This window comes from Rhodopirellula baltica SH 1, assembly GCF_000196115.1.
Lineage (GTDB): Bacteria > Planctomycetota > Planctomycetia > Pirellulales > Pirellulaceae > Rhodopirellula > Rhodopirellula baltica.
The window spans coordinates 6198936-6217527 of the sequence record NC_005027.1; the positions used below are offsets into that span (position 1 = coordinate 6198936).

General features: G+C 54.7%; 20 protein-coding genes and 21 tRNA genes. 13 read left to right on the forward strand and 28 right to left on the reverse strand.

The annotated features are described in order from the left end of the window. Positions 1–122: 122 nt before the first annotated feature. The 23 genes from RB_RS23755 to RB_RS23865 all read right to left on the reverse strand — a co-directional run bounded on the left by RB_RS23755 (position 123) and on the right by RB_RS23865 (position 3927). Positions 123–206: transfer RNA gene (locus tag RB_RS23755), tRNA-Leu, on the reverse strand. A 13-nt stretch (positions 207–219) separates the two neighbouring features. Continuing rightward, positions 220–293: transfer RNA gene (locus RB_RS23760), tRNA-Leu, on the reverse strand. 12 nt (positions 294–305) lie between these two features. Then, positions 306–377, reverse strand: a tRNA-Leu gene (locus tag RB_RS23765). Positions 378–382: 5 nt separating this feature from the next. After that, positions 383–453, reverse strand: a tRNA-Ala gene (locus RB_RS23770). An 18-nt stretch (positions 454–471) separates the two neighbouring features. Next, a tRNA-Leu gene (locus tag RB_RS23775) sits at positions 472–545 on the reverse strand. 64 nt (positions 546–609) lie between these two features. Next, positions 610–879 (reverse strand): hypothetical protein, encoded by a 270-nt coding sequence (locus RB_RS23780; protein ID WP_231845932.1) that lies wholly within the window; start codon positions 877–879, stop codon positions 610–612. A 50-nt stretch (positions 880–929) separates the two neighbouring features. Continuing rightward, a tRNA-Val gene (locus RB_RS23785) sits at positions 930–1001 on the reverse strand. A gap of 19 nt (positions 1002–1020) precedes the next feature. Next, positions 1021–1091: transfer RNA gene (locus RB_RS23790), tRNA-Trp, on the reverse strand. Between the two features lie 123 nt (positions 1092–1214). Further along, positions 1215–1298, reverse strand: a tRNA-Ser gene (locus RB_RS23795). Between the two features lie 21 nt (positions 1299–1319). Further along, a tRNA-Glu gene (locus RB_RS23800) sits at positions 1320–1394 on the reverse strand. A 107-nt stretch (positions 1395–1501) separates the two neighbouring features. Further along, positions 1502–1574 (reverse strand) — tRNA-Asp (locus RB_RS23805). Between the two features lie 92 nt (positions 1575–1666). Next, positions 1667–1740 (reverse strand) — tRNA-Asn (locus tag RB_RS23810). A gap of 16 nt (positions 1741–1756) precedes the next feature. Further along, positions 1757–1831, reverse strand: a tRNA-Gln gene (locus tag RB_RS23815). A 106-nt stretch (positions 1832–1937) separates the two neighbouring features. After that, positions 1938–2009, reverse strand: a tRNA-Gly gene (locus RB_RS23820). Between the two features lie 85 nt (positions 2010–2094). Beyond that, positions 2095–2166, reverse strand: a tRNA-Asn gene (locus tag RB_RS23825). 8 nt (positions 2167–2174) lie between these two features. Then, positions 2175–2245, reverse strand: a tRNA-Gly gene (locus RB_RS23830). Positions 2246–2297: 52 nt separating this feature from the next. Then, positions 2298–2369: transfer RNA gene (locus tag RB_RS23835), tRNA-Ala, on the reverse strand. A 20-nt stretch (positions 2370–2389) separates the two neighbouring features. Continuing rightward, positions 2390–2462: transfer RNA gene (locus tag RB_RS23840), tRNA-Lys, on the reverse strand. Positions 2463–2539: 77 nt separating this feature from the next. Further along, positions 2540–2612 (reverse strand) — tRNA-Ile (locus tag RB_RS23845). 11 nt (positions 2613–2623) lie between these two features. After that, positions 2624–2696 (reverse strand) — tRNA-Lys (locus RB_RS23850). A 167-nt stretch (positions 2697–2863) separates the two neighbouring features. Continuing rightward, a tRNA-Pro gene (locus tag RB_RS23855) sits at positions 2864–2936 on the reverse strand. Between the two features lie 54 nt (positions 2937–2990). Continuing rightward, a tRNA-Phe gene (locus tag RB_RS23860) sits at positions 2991–3062 on the reverse strand. Between the two features lie 406 nt (positions 3063–3468). Continuing rightward, the gene (locus tag RB_RS23865; RefSeq protein ID WP_011123270.1) at positions 3469–3927 is read right to left on the reverse strand and encodes a DUF1569 domain-containing protein; all 459 of its coding nucleotides are present in this window, start codon (positions 3925–3927) and stop codon (positions 3469–3471) included. A gap of 86 nt (positions 3928–4013) precedes the next feature. Between RB_RS23865 and RB_RS23870 the strand changes: the two genes are divergently transcribed. After that, a complete protein-coding gene (locus tag RB_RS23870; protein ID WP_011123271.1) occupies positions 4014–4403 on the forward strand; it encodes a CoA-binding protein in 390 nt (129 codons plus the stop codon). 36 nt (positions 4404–4439) lie between these two features. Here RB_RS23870 and RB_RS23875 read toward each other — a convergent pair whose 3' ends face one another. From RB_RS23875 to RB_RS23895, 5 genes are all read right to left on the reverse strand, one after another. Next, positions 4440–5861 carry an outer membrane protein assembly factor BamB family protein gene (locus RB_RS23875; protein ID WP_164922424.1) on the reverse strand — a complete coding sequence of 474 codons (1422 nt, stop codon included), beginning with the start codon at positions 5859–5861 and terminating at the stop codon, positions 4440–4442. Between the two features lie 121 nt (positions 5862–5982). Continuing rightward, positions 5983–6702: a hypothetical protein gene (locus tag RB_RS23880; RefSeq protein WP_011123273.1), complete on the reverse strand. Its 720-nt coding sequence runs from the start codon at positions 6700–6702 to the stop codon at positions 5983–5985. Between the two features lie 110 nt (positions 6703–6812). Then, a complete protein-coding gene (locus RB_RS23885) occupies positions 6813–8684 on the reverse strand; it encodes a YHYH protein (protein WP_164922425.1) in 1872 nt (623 codons plus the stop codon). Between the two features lie 128 nt (positions 8685–8812). Continuing rightward, entirely contained in the window at positions 8813–9910 is a 1098-nt protein-coding gene (locus tag RB_RS23890) for an anti-sigma factor family protein (protein WP_164922426.1), read from the reverse strand. Next, positions 9907–10428 carry a sigma-70 family RNA polymerase sigma factor gene (locus RB_RS23895; RefSeq protein WP_164922427.1) on the reverse strand — a complete coding sequence of 174 codons (522 nt, stop codon included), beginning with the start codon at positions 10426–10428 and terminating at the stop codon, positions 9907–9909. The genes RB_RS23890 and RB_RS23895 overlap by 4 nt, the downstream gene beginning before the upstream one ends. 104 nt (positions 10429–10532) lie before the next feature. Here RB_RS23895 and RB_RS28225 point away from each other — a divergent pair, with 104 nt between their 5' ends. The 12 genes from RB_RS28225 to RB_RS23950 all read left to right on the forward strand — a co-directional run bounded on the left by RB_RS28225 (position 10533) and on the right by RB_RS23950 (position 18496). After that, a complete protein-coding gene (locus RB_RS28225) occupies positions 10533–10706 on the forward strand; it encodes a hypothetical protein (protein ID WP_011123278.1) in 174 nt (57 codons plus the stop codon). After that, positions 10703–11266 (forward strand): GNAT family N-acetyltransferase, encoded by a 564-nt coding sequence (locus tag RB_RS23900; protein ID WP_164922428.1) that lies wholly within the window; start codon positions 10703–10705, stop codon positions 11264–11266. The genes RB_RS28225 and RB_RS23900 overlap by 4 nt, the downstream gene beginning before the upstream one ends. A 136-nt stretch (positions 11267–11402) precedes the next feature. Beyond that, positions 11403–11864 (forward strand): hypothetical protein, encoded by a 462-nt coding sequence (locus RB_RS23905; RefSeq protein WP_164922429.1) that lies wholly within the window; start codon positions 11403–11405, stop codon positions 11862–11864. Then, on the forward strand, positions 11854–12306 hold the full coding sequence (locus RB_RS23910) for a MarR family winged helix-turn-helix transcriptional regulator (protein WP_164922430.1): 453 nt from the start codon (positions 11854–11856) through the stop codon (positions 12304–12306). Before RB_RS23905 ends, RB_RS23910 begins: the two co-directional genes overlap by 11 nt. A 4-nt stretch (positions 12307–12310) precedes the next feature. Further along, the gene (locus RB_RS23915; RefSeq protein WP_011123282.1) at positions 12311–13675 is read left to right on the forward strand and encodes an alkyl/aryl-sulfatase; all 1365 of its coding nucleotides are present in this window, start codon (positions 12311–12313) and stop codon (positions 13673–13675) included. Between the two features lie 110 nt (positions 13676–13785). After that, positions 13786–14454 (forward strand): YciI family protein, encoded by a 669-nt coding sequence (locus tag RB_RS27925; protein WP_011123284.1) that lies wholly within the window; start codon positions 13786–13788, stop codon positions 14452–14454. A 74-nt stretch (positions 14455–14528) separates the two neighbouring features. Further along, the gene (locus RB_RS23925; RefSeq protein WP_011123285.1) at positions 14529–14954 is read left to right on the forward strand and encodes a DoxX family protein; all 426 of its coding nucleotides are present in this window, start codon (positions 14529–14531) and stop codon (positions 14952–14954) included. Positions 14955–15014: 60 nt separating this feature from the next. Continuing rightward, complete coding sequence (locus RB_RS23930; protein WP_146405354.1) at positions 15015–15755, forward strand: SDR family oxidoreductase; 741 nt, start codon at positions 15015–15017, stop codon at positions 15753–15755. A 78-nt stretch (positions 15756–15833) separates the two neighbouring features. Beyond that, the gene (locus tag RB_RS23935; RefSeq protein WP_011123287.1) at positions 15834–16586 is read left to right on the forward strand and encodes a siderophore-interacting protein; all 753 of its coding nucleotides are present in this window, start codon (positions 15834–15836) and stop codon (positions 16584–16586) included. Positions 16587–16724: 138 nt separating this feature from the next. Beyond that, on the forward strand, positions 16725–17168 hold the full coding sequence (locus RB_RS23940) for a DUF4405 domain-containing protein (RefSeq protein WP_164922431.1): 444 nt from the start codon (positions 16725–16727) through the stop codon (positions 17166–17168). Continuing rightward, complete coding sequence (locus RB_RS23945) at positions 17168–17455, forward strand: hypothetical protein (RefSeq protein WP_011123289.1); 288 nt, start codon at positions 17168–17170, stop codon at positions 17453–17455. The genes RB_RS23940 and RB_RS23945 overlap by 1 nt, the downstream gene beginning before the upstream one ends. Before the next feature lie 177 nt (positions 17456–17632). Then, positions 17633–18496 (forward strand): SDR family oxidoreductase, encoded by an 864-nt coding sequence (locus tag RB_RS23950; protein WP_164922432.1) that lies wholly within the window; start codon positions 17633–17635, stop codon positions 18494–18496. Positions 18497–18592 lie beyond the last annotated feature (96 nt).

Below are 18592 nucleotides of genomic sequence, written 5' to 3' on the forward strand. Positions count from 1 at the left end.
CCTGGCTAGGCACTGGCCCATCCGCGTTGTTGTCGCATTGAAGTAGCGGGTTCGGGGGTCGCACCCGACGGTCCAGGCTTATGAGGCCCGGATGAGCCTGGCTCACCCGCATCGTTGAAAAGTAGCCAAGGCGAGAGTTGAACTCGCACGCCGCTGTGGGCACGACATTCTGAGTGTCGCGTGTCTACCAGTTCCACCACTTGGCTGTTTGGATCGAAGTACTGCGGGAGGGAGTCGAACCCTCAAACACGAACGTTTGAAATTCGCCGCTTTGCCGGTTTGCGTACCACAGCTTGTTGATTGAGTACTGAGGGCGGGAGTCGAACCCGCAAGCACTTGTTCCTAAGACAAGCGGCTCGCCGTTGGCCTACCTCAGCGTGAGTGGAGCACCGGGGAATCGAACCCCGATTTTCTGCGTGCAAAACAGATGTCTTCCCGTTGGACGAGCGCCCCATGTTGTTTTGTTATCAGTGCCCAGAGCAGGAGTCGAACCTGCGAACACTCGGGTTTAAGTCGAGCCGCTCGGCCGGTTGGCGTATCTAAGCGTTGATCGCTGGTGCCGCTGGGAAGGACGCGACCGACCGCGTCCTTCCCTTGGCTGCCAACGTGTTACGCATGCAGGCGCGGCGTGCTATCGCCGGTCGACTTGCGATGGTTCTTGATCGCCTTGTGCGAATCAGGGAGTTGGTCGCCTTCGATGATCACGTCACCGACACATTCGACCACCCAGCCATCGACCCAACCGACGTTGTCGTCTTTCAACCTCAGGACGCGGCCGATCTTCGCAAACTCTTGCGGGATGTACGATGTCGTTCGCACTGATCCGCCGGCGATGTTGCGTCTCATCGCACATTGCACGTACTTCACATTTCTGGACATCGTCGTTCTCCTTGGTTAATTGCGGGCCAGCGTCACCGTGACGCCGGCAGTAGTCCCGGATGGAATCGAACCATCGTTTCCTGCGTGTAAAACAGGTGTCGTCGCCGTTGGACCACAGGACCATGTTGTCGATCCGAAGAGCACGTCCCCAAGGATTTGAACCCTGACTAACTGGTTTGGAATCAGTAGTGCTACCGTTACACCAGAGACGTGTGAAACTTTTCAAAACAAGTGGGAACGCAAGGAATCGCACCTCTCGCCGACTACCACACAATTAAAGGCAGAAGGGTTACAACCTCCCGTGTGGAAACGCTCCCAATACTTCATCGAACAAGCGGAAGCCGTGGGACTCGAACCCACAACGGTGATTTGCCGCAGCTGTTTTCAAGACAGTGTCCTCATCCGGCCGGGTGACTTCCGTAGTGCGTCATTGAACGCAGTGACGTGAGCGGGAATCGAACCCGCGGACTCCTGGATGAAAACCAGACGATTCTGCCATCAGAATCTACCACGCCGTTTGGTTGCTTCGATCGAAGCGAGTACCGCATAGGAGTTTCGATCTCCTTCCTGCTGCCTGAGAAGCAGCCGACCTAGCCAGTAGTCGAATGCGGCGAATTAAAAGCGATGGCAACGGGAGTCGAACCCGCAGCGACTTGATAGACAATCAAGCTTCCTTCCCAGAGGAAATTGCCACCGAAAATGTTCGCGTCAGGTGACCGATCGGAATTGAACCGACATGGACTTCGTTCACAGCGAAGTTCCTGAAACCAATACAGGACGGCCACAGCTCCATAGGCTGGAATCGAACCAGCGGCAAACTGATTAACAGTCAGTCCGAGCCACCAACGGCTCCCCCATGGATTATGGATTCAAACAGCACCGGAGATTGGAATCGAACCAATGAACTCCTGATTCAGAGTCAGGTGCAGCGACCAACAACTGCTACTCCGGCGTGCATCAAACTTGCAAAGCACTCCGTCCGGGAATTGAACCCGACCTGCGAGCTTCAAAGGCTCACGTCGCGACTACGCGCCGGAGAGAGTTTTCAACAATGGAAGAGTGTCCTGTGGGAGTCGAACCCACCTAGCCGGATTGGAAGTCCGGAACCTTTGCCGCTCGGGCAAGGACACTGAATATGCGGAAGTTTGAAGGGCGAGGTGTGAAACGAAGCGAGCTATCTCACACTTCTCGCTTCACCCTTCAAACTTCGCGAAGCTCCGGCGGATGGACTCGAACCATCACTCGTCTCCTTAACAGGGAGCCGCCTTACCATTGGGCCACACCGGATTCTGCAAAGCGCCCAGTGGGAGTCGAACCCACACTTCCGCCATGGCAAGGCAGCAGGCTACCGCTACATCATGGGCGCAAAAATGCATCACTACCAAATTGTCAAAGATCAATACGCCGAAGCGCTCAAGAGCACCGAGCCGGAATCGAACCCGCATCACCTCGCTCGCGACGGAGGAGTCTTGCCGTTAGACCATCAGTGCTTGTTTCAAAATGTCTCAAGTGGGATCGGTGAGAATCGAACTCACATCGCTCGGATTAAGAGTCCGATGCATTACCTTGTCTGCCACAATCCCATGTGTCGTTTTAGTGGGGTAAGCTTCCAGCTTGCCGTTGTTTGTAATTCGCAGGCTGGAAGCCTACGCCACGTCAGTCGGCGTGGCGGGAATTGAACCCGCGACCGTCGCCTTATAAGGACGCCGCTCTTACCCCTGAGCTACACGCCGATGTGTAGCGATGGGGCCGAAGGGAGTTGAACCCTCACCGAACGGATTAAAAGTCCGTCATGCTGCCAGTTACACCACAGCCCCGATGTTCAATCGCGGCTATGCGTTTCAAACGCAGTTCAGTAAGCATGTTTGTTTCTCTTTCGTGTTGTTGTCGTAAGTGGTAGCCCCGAGGATCGAACTCAGCGCGACCCGCGTATCAGGCGGATTTGGGCGACCAGCCCTCGACTACCGTTGTCGTTTCAAAAAAGTCGGACACCTCGGAGTCGAACCGAGACCCTCCTGGTCCCAAACCAGGCGTGCTTCCATCTGCACCTGTATCCGATGTTGTTTGTTCTCGCCGCGGATGATTCCGTCGGCGCATATCTTCCTTGTCAGTGGGCCGGGAGGCGCTCGAATCCTCGTCTGCGGTTCTTCAGACCGCCGCTAGACCGTCTCAGCTACCAGCCCATATTGGGTTCGTTGTTGGGGCCCGCCGTTCGATGCGGACACGAAAAAAGGCTCGATGCCTGCGTGACACCGAGCCTTCATGAAGAAGTCGTTCGCTTTTGCAAGCGAGTGTCACATCAAACGCGGATACGCCGGGGCATTATCTGTATTCAACGGTTGCCCGCCGAAGAGACTGCCTTCGTGTATCTGTTCGAGTCGACTGGATTGAATATTCGTTAACATCAGAAAGCTCGTTACTCGCTCGTCTGTGAATGTGACTTGTGTGTTCGGAGAGATAGACTCTTTCGCGGCCAGATGGTTCGCCAAAAATGCCAGCTTCTGCGAAAAACATTCTTGGCCGACAGTGCCTCACACGAACATGAAACACCGCTCAGGCTCGAAAGTACTCATTGGACGCGAAAATAAATCAGTCGCGGGGTGCAAGGAAACGCAAGTGGTGAGCGGCATGTGCAGAATGAATTTGCTCAATCCGCTCACGTGGCAATCGCCCAAACGCTGGATGCGGAGCATAGTCACCAAGGTGAGCGTAGAACCGAGTCACGCTCGCAGAGAAAGCCTCAACCTCACGAGCGTCATCCAGATCGGCCGGCGGAACGAACATCGACGCTGTGCGAATTCCACGCGGTGAATCGCCGCTAAGAACTTTCGGCAAGAGGATTCGTCGCATCACAGGACGCAAGAACGCGAACAGAGACATCCACTTCGGATAGCCATCAACACTCGGATCTTGCACCAGTACCAGATGGCGGCAAATCTGCCCCAGCGACCAATTGCCATTCCGGTTGTATCCGCTCTGCAGTAGCGACCGCGCCTCTCGGACCGCCGCGTTCAGATCGTCGAAGTGTAGTTCCCGCAGTTGTTCCATGCGGTTAGTTTAACGCGATAGGACATTGTTGAAACCGTAGTGCAAGCATTGTCGATGCAGAGCCAACCCTCGATACGAAACTCCCTATGAACTCAATCGAAAAGTTTCTCGCCGCAAAAACTTATGCAGTCGCCGGCGCATCCAACCGTCAGCACAAGTACGGCAACAAAGTCTTCCGCGCCCTGCTCGCGGCCAACCGCGAAACCTACCCACTCAATCCAGCCCAAGACGAAATCGAAGGCCACCAGGCCTACCCGTCGATCGCAGACCTACCGCTCGTCCCCGAAGCTCTCTCGATCATCACGCCACCCGAGGTCACTCGCCGAGTTGTCGCTGATGCGATCGCAGCCGGAGTAAAGCACATCTGGATGCAGCCCGGAGCCGAAGACGAACAAGCCAGCGAATCGGCACGCGAAGCCGGCATCACCGTCATCGACGACGGCAGTTGCATTCTCGTGCTATTGGCCCGCATCTAGCCAGGATCCGCGTACCATTCAGTCGAATGCGCTCAACTATTCGCCGATGCAATACAGGTGAGTGTTCGAGCGCATGAACAGACAATCATCGCTGATGGCCGGCGTTCCACCGAAACCGCTGGTATCGAATGTCATGTCACCTGACCCGATGACCTTGAATTCAGGCTTGGCTTCGATCACATGCACCATTCCGGAGTTTGTGGCGACATAGATTTTGCCTCCGGCAGCGACCGGCGAAGCAAAGTCATCTCCGCCACCACCACCCCGGCCGCCTCGCCCTCCGGAATCAAAACCACCCGCATCACGACCACCTCGATCTCGTCCGAAGCCGCCGCGCTGGTCGCCTCGGTCTCCGTCGCCTCGTTCCTGATCGCCGGGTCCCTCTGGTTGCCTGTCGGCTCCTGACGATCCGGCGTTCGTACTGGGCAACCGATCCTGGAAAACACGTTCGCCGGTCCTTGCGTCAACGCACTCGACCACCGAACCACTCACCGAGAACAGGTGTCCGTCAACGAGGACTGGTGTTGCGTATCGGGTGCGTATACGGCCTTCCCAGCGCGTGTTTTTTTCAGACACATCGTTTTTGCCATCGACACGGATGGCATAGCTCTCTTCGCCGGTTGCGTAAACGATGCCGTCGTCGACGATCAAGCTAACCTGAGCGTTTCGCGAGTTCACGCCGTTGGCGAACCAGCTCAATTTACCAGTGGCGTTGCTGAGCCCCCAGACTTCGCCGATCACCGACAGAGCGATTTCACTCTGACCATTATTGGTGACCAAAATCGGCGTCGTCCAGCACTCGCCCAACCCATCGGCTTCGGCGCGGTGCATTTCTTTACCCGTCTTCTTGTCGAGCCAAACGATCGACAACGATTCATCCGCCGCGTTCACGATGACATGCTCATCGGTCACAATGGGACTGGCGGCGGATCCAAATCCCTTGAGGCTCGGTTCTTGCCCAACGCTTTGGCTCCAGATCTCGTTGCCCTCAAGATCGTAGGCATAAACACCAGACTTTCCGAAGAACGCGAAGACGTGTGTTCCATCGCTGGCGGGCGTGTTGCTGGCGTAACCATGAGTGGGAATTCCCGGTCCTTGCCACGAGTCTTCTGGCATCTTGGCGTTGACCGTCTTCTTCCACAGCAACTCTCCCGACTTTCGATCGGCGCAGATTAAATGCCGCTTCAAGTCTTCAAGGTTACCGCCTTCGTACCCATAGCCGGAGTAACACGTCACAAAAACTTTGTCGCCAACGACGATCGGACTGGAAACCCCGCGGCCAGGAAGTTCAAGTTTCCATTTGAAGTTCTTGTCTTTGCCAAACTCGGTGGGCGCACCTGATGTCGCAATTCCGGAGCCATTGGGGCCGCGGAACCGAGTCCAGTCGGCATTGACCACGGTCGAAAGCAGAAGGGGAAGCAATATCGTCAAACTGCGAACGAAGCACTGAGTATGCATTGGGTGACTGCAATGATGGTGAGGAGAAGCGGAAGTCGCCCTAAAATTGCGACGGTTTGATGTACGATCTGAAGCTGTTGCTCTTAACACTGAAACTCTTGACGAGTTTCGTTACGTCCATTCAATTCGACTCAAGGATCGGAAAACGTTTCGGCGTGCTGCCGTCCGGTGGTGAATCGACTTTCACCCGAAACAGGACGGTGTTGTCCAGTTCAAGGTCGTCCGCCCAAATGAACTTGGCACCTTCAAAATCGTGTTGATAGAAAGGCCGTTTTGGCCCAACGGTTTGTTCATCGAACTCTTTGGCCGACTGCCAATCGCTGTCATCAAAGTCAACCGCAGTCCAGTTCTCTGGCATCTCCTCACGCCTGACCTTCGGATTGCGGGTGTCTCGGTCGATTGGCCCATGAAAGATTGATTTGGCTTTCCAGTGGTTCCCTGTGACCGTTCCATCGGCCATCTTGAGAATGAAACCGCCGTCACCGATTTGGGTGTTGTTGTATTCCATCGCAGTGATTGGGTCGGCATTATCCTTGGCAATCACCGCAATCGTCATCGGATAGCTGGGGAAGACGTCGACCGAGATGACGTTGTGTGGCATGAACCGGATCGAGTCGACCGCGATCAGTTCACCGTTGATGTACAGCGAGAACCAGTTGTCGGCGTAGACGTTCAACTTCTTCGTGTCTTCGATCTCTGGCTTTGCGCCGCCGCCTCCGCGTGGTGGTGGTCGGCGGCCACTGGGTGGCTGTGCGATCACGAACGTCGTCACGGATACGAGTAACGCAACGACGGTACCGAGTAAGAGGACGCCAGTTTTGCTTTGGATTGCATTTTTCATTCGGAATTCCAGCGGGTGAGTAAGTGACTCTTGTAGTGGATCTTGTTAAAAATCCTCAGGCTCAGGGATCTTTAACAAGATCCACTACGACAGAACACGCAGGTCACGGTCTATCGTTCGTACAAGACATCTAAAGTCGATTCGCCGAGCAGCTTGTTCTTCATCGCGTTTTGCAAATTGGCTCTGGTTGCCTCACGCGGAGAAACGTCAAGCTTTGATGACAGTGCGTAAACCGTGATGTGATACTTTTTCAGACCAGGACCTTTGGAGCACATCGGGTCGAAGTTGGTGGCCCCTCGATCGTTAGCGCCAACGATTCCGACGCCCTGCGAGTCTTGCTTCAGCGACGAAACATCTGCCGGAATGTTGTAGACAAGCCAGTAGGACTTTTCTTGGTCGGGAGCCGTGTGCCAAACGCTGACCGCGAGAGACTTCGTTCCCTGGGGAGTACCTTTCCACATGACCGCTGGTGACTGGGCGGCACCGTCGCAAGTGCAATCGACTGAGAGAAAGTGTTGTTCATCGACTGAGGCACTGCTGACTTCAAAACCGGGTACAGTCGTTCGCGACATGTTCGACTGATCGACCGGCGGGTCGACTCTTCCCATTTCACCTACGCCTGGGCCACGGCGTGGCGGAGGACCGCCTTGTCCATCGCGCGGTGGTGGAGGTGGGCCGCCCTGTCCATCGCGCGGCGGTGGAGGTTGGCGTGGGTCACCATCGCGCGGGCCACCGTCTCGCGGCGGTGCCGAGCCGGGATGTCGCGGCGAATTCGCAGAGTACTTCTCGGTCGTTTCGCGGCCTTCGGTGTCAACAAACGTGAACTCGGCTGAACCATCCTTGGCCAGCGTGTAGGAAACGGTTCCCTCTTTCCCACGCACGTCGTAAACCAAGCGATAGGTGTCGGGCTTCGGCTGCGTGAAGTCCGTGATTTTCGCGTCGCGGAGCGGTTGCAAGTCCGGTCGAATCGGTTCGGCTCGCGGTTGTGGATCGACTTGGCCGCCGCGATTGGTCACTTCACCATAGAATCCGCCGTTGAGATAGGGGTAAGTCTTGGTGGCGTGATAGTGATACTTGCCAGCGGCGTCTTTGTGACCGCCCAGTGAATCGAGCAACGCGAAATCGCTCGCCTGTTCGTCCTGGTATCCGAAGATCGGGTAGCCGTCCAAGGCGTAAGCAATCGGCTGGTCTTTCCCGACCGTCTTTTCAAGATGAGTAGGAGCGATGTGGTAGTGGTAGTCGTCGGCACGCCCACAATGACCACCGAACTCGTCCAACTCGCCGAACAACAAAGCATCATCGCCGCGATTGTTCAGCGGATTGAAAATCGGAACGCCGTTCACGGCCAGCGCGATCGCACCGCGTAGAAAGTCATTCTTCGTTGTCATTGGCTGCTTCGCTGGAACTGGGTGCAAAGGAATTCGCCAAGCATTATCACCAAAGTACTTTTGTGGAATCGGAACCTGTTGTTGCCACGAACGAATTCCGATCATCATCGGGTGATCTGGCATTCCGTTGGAACCAACATACAAGTAGTCGTCGTCCCAGCGCAGCTTTAAGGTGCTGGCAAACGGCTCAAAATGCTCGCGGATCAATGGCGCGGGTGTCGCCATATTTCCTGCTGGCGTACCGCCATTATCCGGAGCATTCTGAATGACCAACCGCATCTGCTGCTGTTGGTTCAGTCGCTTGATCGTTTCAAGTCGTTGCGAGATCCATTTGCGATCGGACGCAATCAAGCATTCGACTTTCAAAGTGACCAGCCGATCGTCGTCACAGCGAATTTGAACGACGTCTCCGGTCGCGGCGACAAAGCTGCCATGCAAGTGCGCGCCTTCATCACCGAGGGTCCAAGTTCTTGATGCATTACTCTTTTGGGAATCACCATGATGGTGACCCTCGTGCGCTAAGACCATGCCAGAAGAGACCAGTATCGCTAACATCGTAAACGCCGATCTCAATATCTGTCGAGGAATGATCATCTGCTGGAGCGTCCTTGGTTTTGTGTAGAGCCGGGTAGCGGACGTCGTCAAGACTTTCGACGACTGGTTCAGACCGAAACTCTTGACGAGTTCCGCTACCATAAAGTTGGGGTTTGATTTCATCGCTGTCACTCGAACTCCACGGCCCGCTCGGGACCGTGATGGTGTGCATGGTCAAAATAGTTGTCGGGCAACGATTGCTCGTCGATTGCGGTCATCGTCAATGAGATTTGCTGGGGACCGTAAGACATTTGGTCGAAACGCATCTCACTGATTTTTCCGCTTGATTCCGCATAAAGGATTTCGACTTTCGTCGCCCCACGGAAACCAGGTTTCTTAGTTGCGATCATCCGTTGATAGGTTTCACCATCGTGCTCGGATCCCGGCTCGGCATTCTCTCCGGGTATCAATTCCAAATCGTAGGCGGTCCGCAGCGCCTCCAGTCCGTCGTTCAAGTTATTGATTGGCAACCCGTCTTCATGGCCAGGAAGATCTCGAGCGAATTCCGTCAGATTATCGCTGTATCGAACTGGCCCATCGGGTCGTATGGCCCAGCTTGTTGTCTCGTTTCTGCCTGTAATGAACCATTCTCCTTGCGCGGTCTTGCGTTTGAGAACGAACTGTTCCGGGCCGCGGACATTGAGCACTGCGCCGTCGAGAGACGGCTTGGGAGGACGCCGACGCTCGGGTGAGCGAGGGTCTTGATGCTCTGGGGGAACGACTGCATCCAAAACAGAAATCACGAAAGTGCGGTCAACGGACATCTTGCTTGCCTCAATGATTCGATTTAATTCAGCCATCGCGGCCGACGCCGAAGGCGTATCGACGGTTTGCCACAGCAGCGCAACGGCCAGCAGCGCCGCACAGGCGGTCGACGCAAAAGCAAACGGCCAGCGCCGTCGCGTCATTGACTGCGGTTTGTTCGCTAAGCATTCCGGGATCAATGACTGACGTAGTGGACGAGGCAACGAGTCCTCCAGCACGGGACTCGTTGCCTCGTCCACTACCGAAATCGTCACTTGATTCTCGCGCGATGTTAACACAACCTTCGCATCATCATCGACGGCCAGTTCGCTACGCAGTCGATCATGCAGCATCGCGCGGGAGGCGAACTGCCTCGCGTTTTTTGGATCCGACTTAATCCACTTGTTCAACTGAGCCTGCTGCTCACTTGAAAGTGAATCGTCGAGGTATTGATCAATCAACTCTTGGTAGTCGTTGTTCATTGAACGCCCGCCTCCAGTGATTTTCGCTGGATGCATTCTCGTAGTTGATCTCGAATCCGCTGCAACGCTTTCGCGACCGAGTTCGGTGTCATGTCAGTTTGGGAGGCAATTGCGGCCGGTTTCATGTCGCCTCGGTACCGCAACTCGATCAGCGTTTTTGCGCGACCGTCGAGCAATCCAACGCAGTCCCCAAGAAAATCGAACGCGCCCGAACGCGCCTTCGCCTCTTCATCGAATGCGACCGCAAGACAAGCGACCGCGTCGTCATCAAATACCAGCGGATCTCGCCCTCTGCGGCGCAGGTACAGCCCAACCTGTCGTTTCGCGATTCCGATTGCCCAAGGAATGAACGGCGAATTCGCATCGTACGAGTCAAAGGATTCAATGACAGCGACGGCAACATCCTGCAGCACATCGTCACGATCACGGAAGTCACGCACCACCGAAGCAATGAATGCCGAGACCGCTGGCTGGGCCAAAGTCCAATGTCGGGTCGCCTGACGGGTTGTCTCGTCCAAAATATCTCCAGAAAAATGATGCCTCACGTGTTTACTTATCCGCGCGACCTCTTTTATGACCAACCTTTCGCGAATTTTTACAAAATCTCCCGTTCTATGCCACAATGTCCGCGCCATACGAAGCCACAAGCCAAATTCCCACCCACGCAATGGTCGCCGGAGTGAAACAAATCGGGATGCAACTCAGGGCTGAACAAGCAAACGAATCCGCACGCGGAGCCGGCATCACCGTCATCGACGACGGCAGTTGCATTCTCGTGTTGTTGGCACTTCAATGAAGATCCAAGCGACAGGCAGGATTCGAGTAGCCACGGAACAGGATCGCGATGCAATTCCTGCGGTACACATGAACGCCTTTGGCGAGGACGAAGGTCCGGTGATCGTCAAGCTGGTCGATGAGATGCTCGATGACGCTTCCGGCAAACCAATGCTTTCACTCGTCGCCGACACAGATGACGGGTTGATTGGCCACCTTCTTTTCACGTCTGTGAGAATCGAGCCGGACGATAGCACGGTCAGTGCAAGGATTCTTGCGCCGCTGGCCGTTGTTCAGAATCGACAACGCCAGGGAATTGGCGGACGTTTGATTCAAGCGGGGTTAAGTCAGTTGGCCGACTCTGGTGTCGACCTCGTCTTTGTCCTCGGCTATCCCGACTACTATTTTCGTTTCGGGTTCAAGCCCGCTGGTATTCAAGGTCTTCAAGCAACCTATCCGATCCCACCACAAAACGCAGATGCTTGGATGGTGGCGGAACTGACGCCCGGAACGATTGAGAATTGCGAGGGAACTATCCGTTGCTCGAAAGCTTTGGACCATCCGAAGTACTGGATCGAGTGAAGCCGCTTCCGATTGTTTTCTCCGCGAGCATTGACTTGCCGGCCTATAGCTGTAACATACAGCTATAGGACTTGTGTTCTCATCCCGCGAGTCTGATGAACAAACGTGCAACCTCAACTCGCATCAACTGAGTGATATGCCTCCATCTGAAACACGCAACGTTCGGCTTCCACGCCTCGCCTTCGTCGTGCGGATACTCTTCGCGCTCTTTCTGTTCGGCACCGGGATCATGACGATGAGTTTCGCCACGCGCGGCTATCCCGTGGGTGAGGCACCGGATGAGGTTGGCCAATTCATGATTGCGCTCCAGAAGACAGGCTACCTGATTTTCTGGGTGGGCTTTCTCAAGACGGTCGCTGGCGGACTGATGTTTTTTCCGCGGACTGCTCCGCTGGCGATCTTGATGGCGCTGCCCTATGCGTTCAACATCCTGCTGTACGTGATCTTCTTTGCTCACAAGTACCTCGTCGTCGGGCTACCTGACTTTGCAGCATGTGCATTTTTGATTTACTGCTACTTCGACTGGTATCGCCCGATCTTTGCGGGGCCGACCAGTACCGCTACCACCGAATTGGCTGGGGGCGAAGATGCACTTTGACTCGGAATCGTCGCCGGGATTCGCAATCGGGCGAGTTGCATATCAGATTCGTGCTGGTATGGCGGCGGTGCTGAAGAGCGCGGGTTGGCCGTTTTCGCCGGAGGAAACCCAGACGCTTATCACTCTGTTAGATGCCTGCCAGCCGCTGAGTATGAACGAGTTGGCGTCGTTGATGATTCGTGATCCCACGACGGTGAAACGACAGTTGGATCGACTCGTTGAACAGAAGTTTGTTGAGCGGAGCGTATCGAGCGAAGACGCTCGCATCGTGATGGTCGGATTGACTCGTCGTGGCGAGCAGAAACTTCAAACCGTCCTGCCACTGCTAGACGACTTGCGAAAAACGACATTGAAGGGCATCTCGAAGTCGGAGCTGGAAGCGACGCAAAACGTGCTGCGGAAGATGCAGAAGAACTTAACCAAACACATTTCAAAGGAATAGTCTCATGAAAAATCTTATCGCTACTCTCTGCCTCTTGGTAACGGCTGCTGGCGTTGCCAGCGGACAAACGCAGGTCGAGCCCGACACGGCACTTCGGATGCTCAATGCTCAGCAGCAACAGTTCGAGAAGGGAGTTGTCAAAGTTGCGGACAACGTTTACACCGCGGTTGGGTTTCACGGAGCGAACACCTCAATGATCGTCGGAACGGACGGCGTGATTATCGTCGATACTCTTTTCGGTCCAACCAGTGCAGCCAAAGCGGCTGAGGCTTTTCGGCAATACAGCGACCAGCCGGTCAAGGCGATCATCTACACTCACAGCCATGGCGATCACATTGGTGGAGCCAGTGCCTTTGTCGGCGATGAGAAACCGGACATCTATGGCACGGAGACCTTTGGTTCGGCCGAGGGCGTCAACAAAGCGGTTGATCCGGTAAAGCAGAAGCGAAATATTCGCCAGTTCGGACGGAATCTCTCGTCGTCGGAGATTATCAACCGCGGTGTTGCACCGGCGGGTACAGACGATGGCGATCGCGGCAAAGGATTCCTTCCACCGACCGTCACCGTTCCCAGCAGCGGACTCAAAACGACGATCGCGGGTGTCGAAATCGAATTCCACATCGGCCCAGGGGAAACCGACGACGCGATGTTTATCTGGCTCCCGAAGGAGAAGGTGTTGCTGGCGGGCGACAATTTTTACAGCTCCTTTCCCAACCTGTATGCAATCCGGGGCACGGCCTATCGCGACGTGCTGAATTGGTCCGAAAGCGTCGGGAAGATGGCCGCGTTGAAACCACACGTTGTCGTTCCTGGCCACACGATGCCCATCCAAGGACAGGAAGCGGCTACGACGGCACTTACGGACTACAGCGAAGCGATTCGCAGTGTGTACGACCAAACGGTGCGAGGCATCAACGCCGGCAAAGGTCCCGACCAACTCGCTCACGAAGTCAAGTTGCCAGAGCATTTGAAAGACAAACCGTACCTCATCGAGTTCTATGGATCGGTTCCTCATGCAGTGCGAGCGATCTATGCGGGGCTGCTTGGATGGTACGACGGCAATCCGACGACGTTGAATCCGTTGGAACCCAAGGTCAAGGCGCAAAAGATTGCCAAGCTGGCGGGTGGCATAAATAAGCTAACCGAACAGATGAACGCCGCACTGGCGAATCAAGATTACCAATGGGCACTTGAGCTTTCGGAACATTTGAAATGGCTGGATGATGGAGATCGAAAGCTGGCCCGCACGGTGAAAATCGAGGCGCTGCGAGAATTGGCGGCACGCGAGTACAACGCGCCTAACCGAAACTACTATTTGAGCTATGCCAACGAGCTTGAATCCGGACAGTTGAGCGAGTTGTGGTTTTAGTCACTCTTTGTTCAAAGTGACTGGGGCTTCCAGTCGCAGTTCCCAGTGAATGCTACCGCTGGAAGCCCCCGCCACGTTCGATCTTCCCCCTTCCCCTGAAAGAATCCAAGATGATTCAACGATACTTTTCAATCACACTTCTGCTTCTAACAACCCCGCTGTTCGCACAAGACAACGCCGCGACTCGAAAGCTGGTCAACGCAACCGCACGCAACTATTCCCTCACCGTCGCTCGCGAAGTTCGTGAGGAGCCGAAACCAGCAGCGGAACAGGAGCAAAGCGGGCTCAATGAATTGCCTGCTGGTTCCAATGCCGGTCGAGCAACCAAGGTGTCGACAAACTCGGGAAACGCAAAAGTTTCGTTGGGCCAGGAAGCAAGTTCCGCAAAGGTCAAAGAGTCGTTTCCAAAAGAAAAATCGTTGAACGCAACGACCAGCATGATGCAATTGCAGCTCTATGCAATCTTCACCACGTTGACCAATGGGATTGCTCCCATGATGGACGTTCTGGAGGAACACCTCGACTACCAGAGAAAGATCGAAAAGAACGGGATACTTTTTGGTGCGGGCCCGTTCTGGACATCGGACGAAAAGTTCTGCGAAGGCGAGGAAATGATCATCGTGCGCGCAGACGATACTACGGAGGCCCGAAAAATTGCTGATGCCGATCCGATGCACGCGAAGGGAGCGCGGTCGTATGTCGTGCGACCATGGTTGCTGAACGAGGGACGTCTAACGATCCATTTGAATCTGTCGTCTCGCAAAGCTGAACTGAACTAAGCAACACACGACGATTGAATGTCGTCCGCTACGATTCGCGAAACTAAAACGAAAACATCATCCGGAACAAGATAATGAAACAACGACTATTACTTGGAACCCCCCAACAAGTTTCACTCGGCATGCTTGGCTTACGCATTGCCTTTGGCTGCTTCATGCTTGTCCATGGCATTCAAAAGTTGATGGGCTTTACGGCGATGGCTGAAAGCTTCCCTGATCCGCTAGGAATGGGACATCAGCTAAGCCTTCTCTGCGCCATCGGTGCCGAAGTCGGTTGCTCGGTACTATTGATCCTTGGACTTGGCACACGATTCGCCGTTTTGAACCTTGCGTTCACAATGTGTGTTGCACTCTTCTTGGTTCACGGCAGTGACCCATGGAAGGTAAAAGAACTGGCAGCGGTCTACCTCGCTGTGTATGCCGTGATCTTTGTCACAGGGCCCGGTGAGTTCTCGCTGGATCAGAAGCTCTTTGGAACGCAGGAGTCCGATGCTGTTTGATGGGTGGCATCATCTACACCTGATACAACCCTATTCTGCACACACCAACGGTCGACTGACATGAATGAAACAACCAAAAAAACTGCAATCGTCACCGGTTCGTCGCGTGGGATCGGGGCAGCCGTCGCCAAGCGTCTGGCCAGAGATGGGTTCAACGTCCTCGTCAATTATTCTGGCAGTAAGGATCCCGCGAGCGAGGTCGTGAACACAATCGAGACCGAAGGCGGTCATGCCATCGCAGTCCAGGCGGACGTTTCCGATTCCGCCGCGGTCAAACGGATGTTCGACAGCGCCGAGGCAGCTTACGGTGGTGTCGATGTGCTGGTGAATAACGCCGGCATCATGAAACTGGCTTCGATCGCGGACTGCGACGACGCGATCTTTGACGCTCAGGTTGCTGTGAACTTTCGAGGCACATTCAACGGCATGCGCGAGGCTGGAATTCGCCTGCGGGATGGCGGGCGGATCATCAATTTCTCCACCACGGTCGTCGGGATGAAGTTTGAAACATACGGCGTGTATGCGGGCATCAAAGCCGCCATCGAAACGATGACGGCGATCATGGCGAAGGAAATGCGCGGACGAAACATCACGGTCAACGCAGTCGCTCCCGGACCGACGGGCACCGCATTGTTCCTAGAAGGCAAGTCCGATGAGTTAGTCGAGAAGTTGTCGAAAGCGTCGCCGCTTGAACGATTGGGGACTCCCGAAGACATTGCCAATGTTGTGGCCTTTCTCGCTGGGCCGGATGGAGCTTGGGTCAACGGTCAGACCCTGCGCGCCAATGGCGGCATGGTCTGAGTGCGATCGTTCAAGATGCCCCCGGTTTGAGTGAAAACTTGAATCCATCCGATACCTCCAGAAGCAGAGATTCAACCCATGGCTAGTCGCACCACGATGGAACTGGAAGTGATTCGTTCCGCACCGATCACCGAGCATATGCTGCGCGTCACGTTAGGTGGCGATGCCCTTTCGGCATTCCCCGTTGACCAGGAAAGCGCCTATTTGAAGCTGCTAATTCCTCAACGCGATGGCCAGAAGCCACTTCTGAGAACCTATACGGTAAGGCATCAGCGACCAACCGAGATTGATATCGACTTCGTCTTGCATGACTCGCCGGGTCCGGCGTCAACCTGGGCGATCGACGCTCAGCCAGGAGACCGCATTACAGTCGCCGGACCGGGGCCTAAAAAACTAATCAACCATTCCGCCGATTGGTTTCTGCTGGCGGGAGACATGACCGCACTTCCCGCGATCAGCGTCCACCTCAGTCAACTGCCGGAGGACGCTGTCGGCTACGCTGTAATTGAAGTTCCCAGTCGTGCCGACATCCAAAAACTGACGCATCCGCGAAACATTGAACTGCACTGGGAGATCAACTCACGCCCCAAGGTCGATGGTTTGTTCCTTGCTTCCAAGATTCGAGCATTGCCCTGGTTGGAAGGACAACCCGCCGTCTGGGCCGCCTGTGAATTCAATAGCATGCGTGTGCTGAGGACCTTCTTGCAAGAGCATAACAATCTTCCGAAAACACACCTCTATCTATCGAGCTATTGGAAGCTTGGTCAATCCGATGAGGGTCACAAAAAGGCCAAACGACTAGACAGCGAACAAGTTGGCGGAACCAGGTAGGGCCAACGACTTGCCGAGCCAGTCTTCAATTAAGCGATGCGTCATAAAGGGACCAGTGAGATTTACGCGACGAAACAAGAAACCACTCAGAAAGGAAAGGCGAACGCCGCGCGAGTACGCGTTTGGCTCGATCTCTGCATGTTTGTCGGCATGGTACTGGTGCTCGCGCCGCAGGCGACTGGAATCACGGTCCATGAGTGGGCGAGCTTCCTGATCATCATTCCATTTTTCCTGCATCTAATCTTCGCTTGGCAGTGGATTGTCAACACGACTCGACGCTTTTTCAATCCGACTCCCGGTCACGCTCGTTTCAATTATGTGCTGGACTGGATGCTGTTTTTCCTGTTTGTGACGGCGACTTTTTCAGGAGTGGTCATTTCGGAAGCGGCGTTGCCAGCACTGGGAATTCGTTTCACGATTGACCCATTTTGGTCCGCTATCCATGACATCAGTGCCAACCTTCTGATGCTCGTGATTGGAATCCATTTAGCGATGCACTGGAAATGGATTGCGACCAATGTCAAAAAGTATGTTTTGCACCGACTTAGACAATCTAGCGCCGCGGAAGGAGTTGATCCGTAATGCCAGCGTTACGCGAGACCATTCGGCCAATCCTGTTCATCGTGGTCGCTGCTTCCATCGTCGTGTTACTAATCGCACCACTCGATCAGACTCAGTGGGCGGCGGGAATGAGGGCGGGGGCCGCGTCCGATGTTGGCGAGGGGGTGAAAGGAAGTGATCCCAGTGGGGCAATCCGGTTCATTGGTCCCCTGCTGAAAATTGCGATTTTAATGGGCGTGCCGGCTCTGGTGACGCTTGGAATCCGACGATTGATCCGCCGATTTTTTCGAAGAGCAACTCAGCAGTAATGGAATCCTCACACAGCAGAATAAGATGAGAGCTGTTGCACTCACTCGATACTTGCCAATCGACGATCCGAAGTCGTTGCTCGATGTTGAATTGGACAAGCCCAAGCCAACGGGCAGCGATCAGTTGGTAGCTTACCCTCGTCGACCACGCACAAATCTATGAGTAGGAAGAATTCAATGACAAAAATTGCCGTCACTGCCGCCAGCGGAAACTTGGGCGGATCAATTGTCCACGCCGCCGTTGAAATCGTCGGCAAAGAGAACGTTATCGGACTTGCACGCACTCCTAGCAAAGCCGAATCGCTCGGTGTCGAAGTACGCCAGGGCGACTACACGTTGCGCGATCAATTGCGGGAATCACTTCGCGGTATCGACGCATTGTTACTCGTTTCTGGAATGGACGCTCCCACGAAGCGTATTGGTCAACATCGCAACGTCATCGAAGCTGCCAAGGAGGCGGGTGTTAGCAAGATTGTCTACACCAGCATTCAAGGCGCAGAAGAAGGCACTGCGTTCTCACCTGTTGTCCAAAGTAATCGCCAGACGGAAGAAGACATTCGCGACAGCGGCCTTCAGTGGGTGATCGGTCGCAACGGTATCTATATTGAACCAGATGTCGAGTACATCGAGACCTACAAACAACGTGGTGAGATTGCAAACTGCGCTGGTGACGCAAAGTGCGGCTACACAACTCGCGGCGAACTGGCCTTTGCCTACGCCCGCATGTTGACGGAATCGAAGCACGACGGCCAGACGTACAATCTGCACGGCGAAGCGATCACACAGCGAAAGTTGGCCGAGTACTTGAACGACGCGTATGGTACGGAGCTGAAATATCGCACCATGACAGTTGGCGAGTATCGCGAAGACCGCATTGCAGAACTCGGCGAGTTCCTCGGCACGGTAATTGCGGGCATCTATGAAGGCATCCGCAACGGAGCCGTGAATAACGAAAGCCATTTTTGCCTTGCTGCTGGTCGCAAGCACCAAGGCTGGAAAGCATACTTTGACCGACTCAAGGCTAACTCAGCACAAGAGTAGCACCGTCCGTGCCTGGGTATTTTCTCAACATTGATTTAACGGGACCGACACTATCAATACGCTCGAACAAAATCATGCCAGCGAGAACTTCTTTGC

Coding starts and splice junctions, on each gene's coding strand:
- RB_RS23905 (WP_164922429.1), top strand. CDS start 11,403: ATGCCTCCATCTGAAACACGCAACGTTCGGCTTCCACGCCTCGCCTTC.
- RB_RS23940 (WP_164922431.1), top strand. CDS start 16,725: ATGTTTGTCGGCATGGTACTGGTGCTCGCGCCGCAGGCGACTGGAATC.
- RB_RS23865 (WP_011123270.1), bottom strand. CDS start 3,927: ATGGAACAACTGCGGGAACTACACTTCGACGATCTGAACGCGGCGGTC.
- RB_RS23935 (WP_011123287.1), top strand. CDS start 15,834: ATGGCTAGTCGCACCACGATGGAACTGGAAGTGATTCGTTCCGCACCG.
- RB_RS23945 (WP_011123289.1), top strand. CDS start 17,168: ATGCCAGCGTTACGCGAGACCATTCGGCCAATCCTGTTCATCGTGGTC.
- RB_RS23780 (WP_231845932.1), bottom strand. CDS start 879: ATGTCCAGAAATGTGAAGTACGTGCAATGTGCGATGAGACGCAACATC.
- RB_RS28225 (WP_011123278.1), top strand. CDS start 10,533: ATGTCCGCGCCATACGAAGCCACAAGCCAAATTCCCACCCACGCAATG.
- RB_RS23870 (WP_011123271.1), top strand. CDS start 4,014: ATGAACTCAATCGAAAAGTTTCTCGCCGCAAAAACTTATGCAGTCGCC.
- RB_RS23890 (WP_164922426.1), bottom strand. CDS start 9,910: ATGAACAACGACTACCAAGAGTTGATTGATCAATACCTCGACGATTCA.
- RB_RS27925 (WP_011123284.1), top strand. CDS start 13,786: ATGATTCAACGATACTTTTCAATCACACTTCTGCTTCTAACAACCCCG.
- RB_RS23950 (WP_164922432.1), top strand. CDS start 17,633: ATGACAAAAATTGCCGTCACTGCCGCCAGCGGAAACTTGGGCGGATCA.
- RB_RS23900 (WP_164922428.1), top strand. CDS start 10,703: ATGAAGATCCAAGCGACAGGCAGGATTCGAGTAGCCACGGAACAGGAT.
- RB_RS23885 (WP_164922425.1), bottom strand. CDS start 8,684: ATGATCATTCCTCGACAGATATTGAGATCGGCGTTTACGATGTTAGCG.
- RB_RS23875 (WP_164922424.1), bottom strand. CDS start 5,861: ATGCATACTCAGTGCTTCGTTCGCAGTTTGACGATATTGCTTCCCCTT.
- RB_RS23910 (WP_164922430.1), top strand. CDS start 11,854: ATGCACTTTGACTCGGAATCGTCGCCGGGATTCGCAATCGGGCGAGTT.
- RB_RS23880 (WP_011123273.1), bottom strand. CDS start 6,702: ATGAAAAATGCAATCCAAAGCAAAACTGGCGTCCTCTTACTCGGTACC.
- RB_RS23930 (WP_146405354.1), top strand. CDS start 15,015: ATGAATGAAACAACCAAAAAAACTGCAATCGTCACCGGTTCGTCGCGT.
- RB_RS23915 (WP_011123282.1), top strand. CDS start 12,311: ATGAAAAATCTTATCGCTACTCTCTGCCTCTTGGTAACGGCTGCTGGC.
- RB_RS23925 (WP_011123285.1), top strand. CDS start 14,529: ATGAAACAACGACTATTACTTGGAACCCCCCAACAAGTTTCACTCGGC.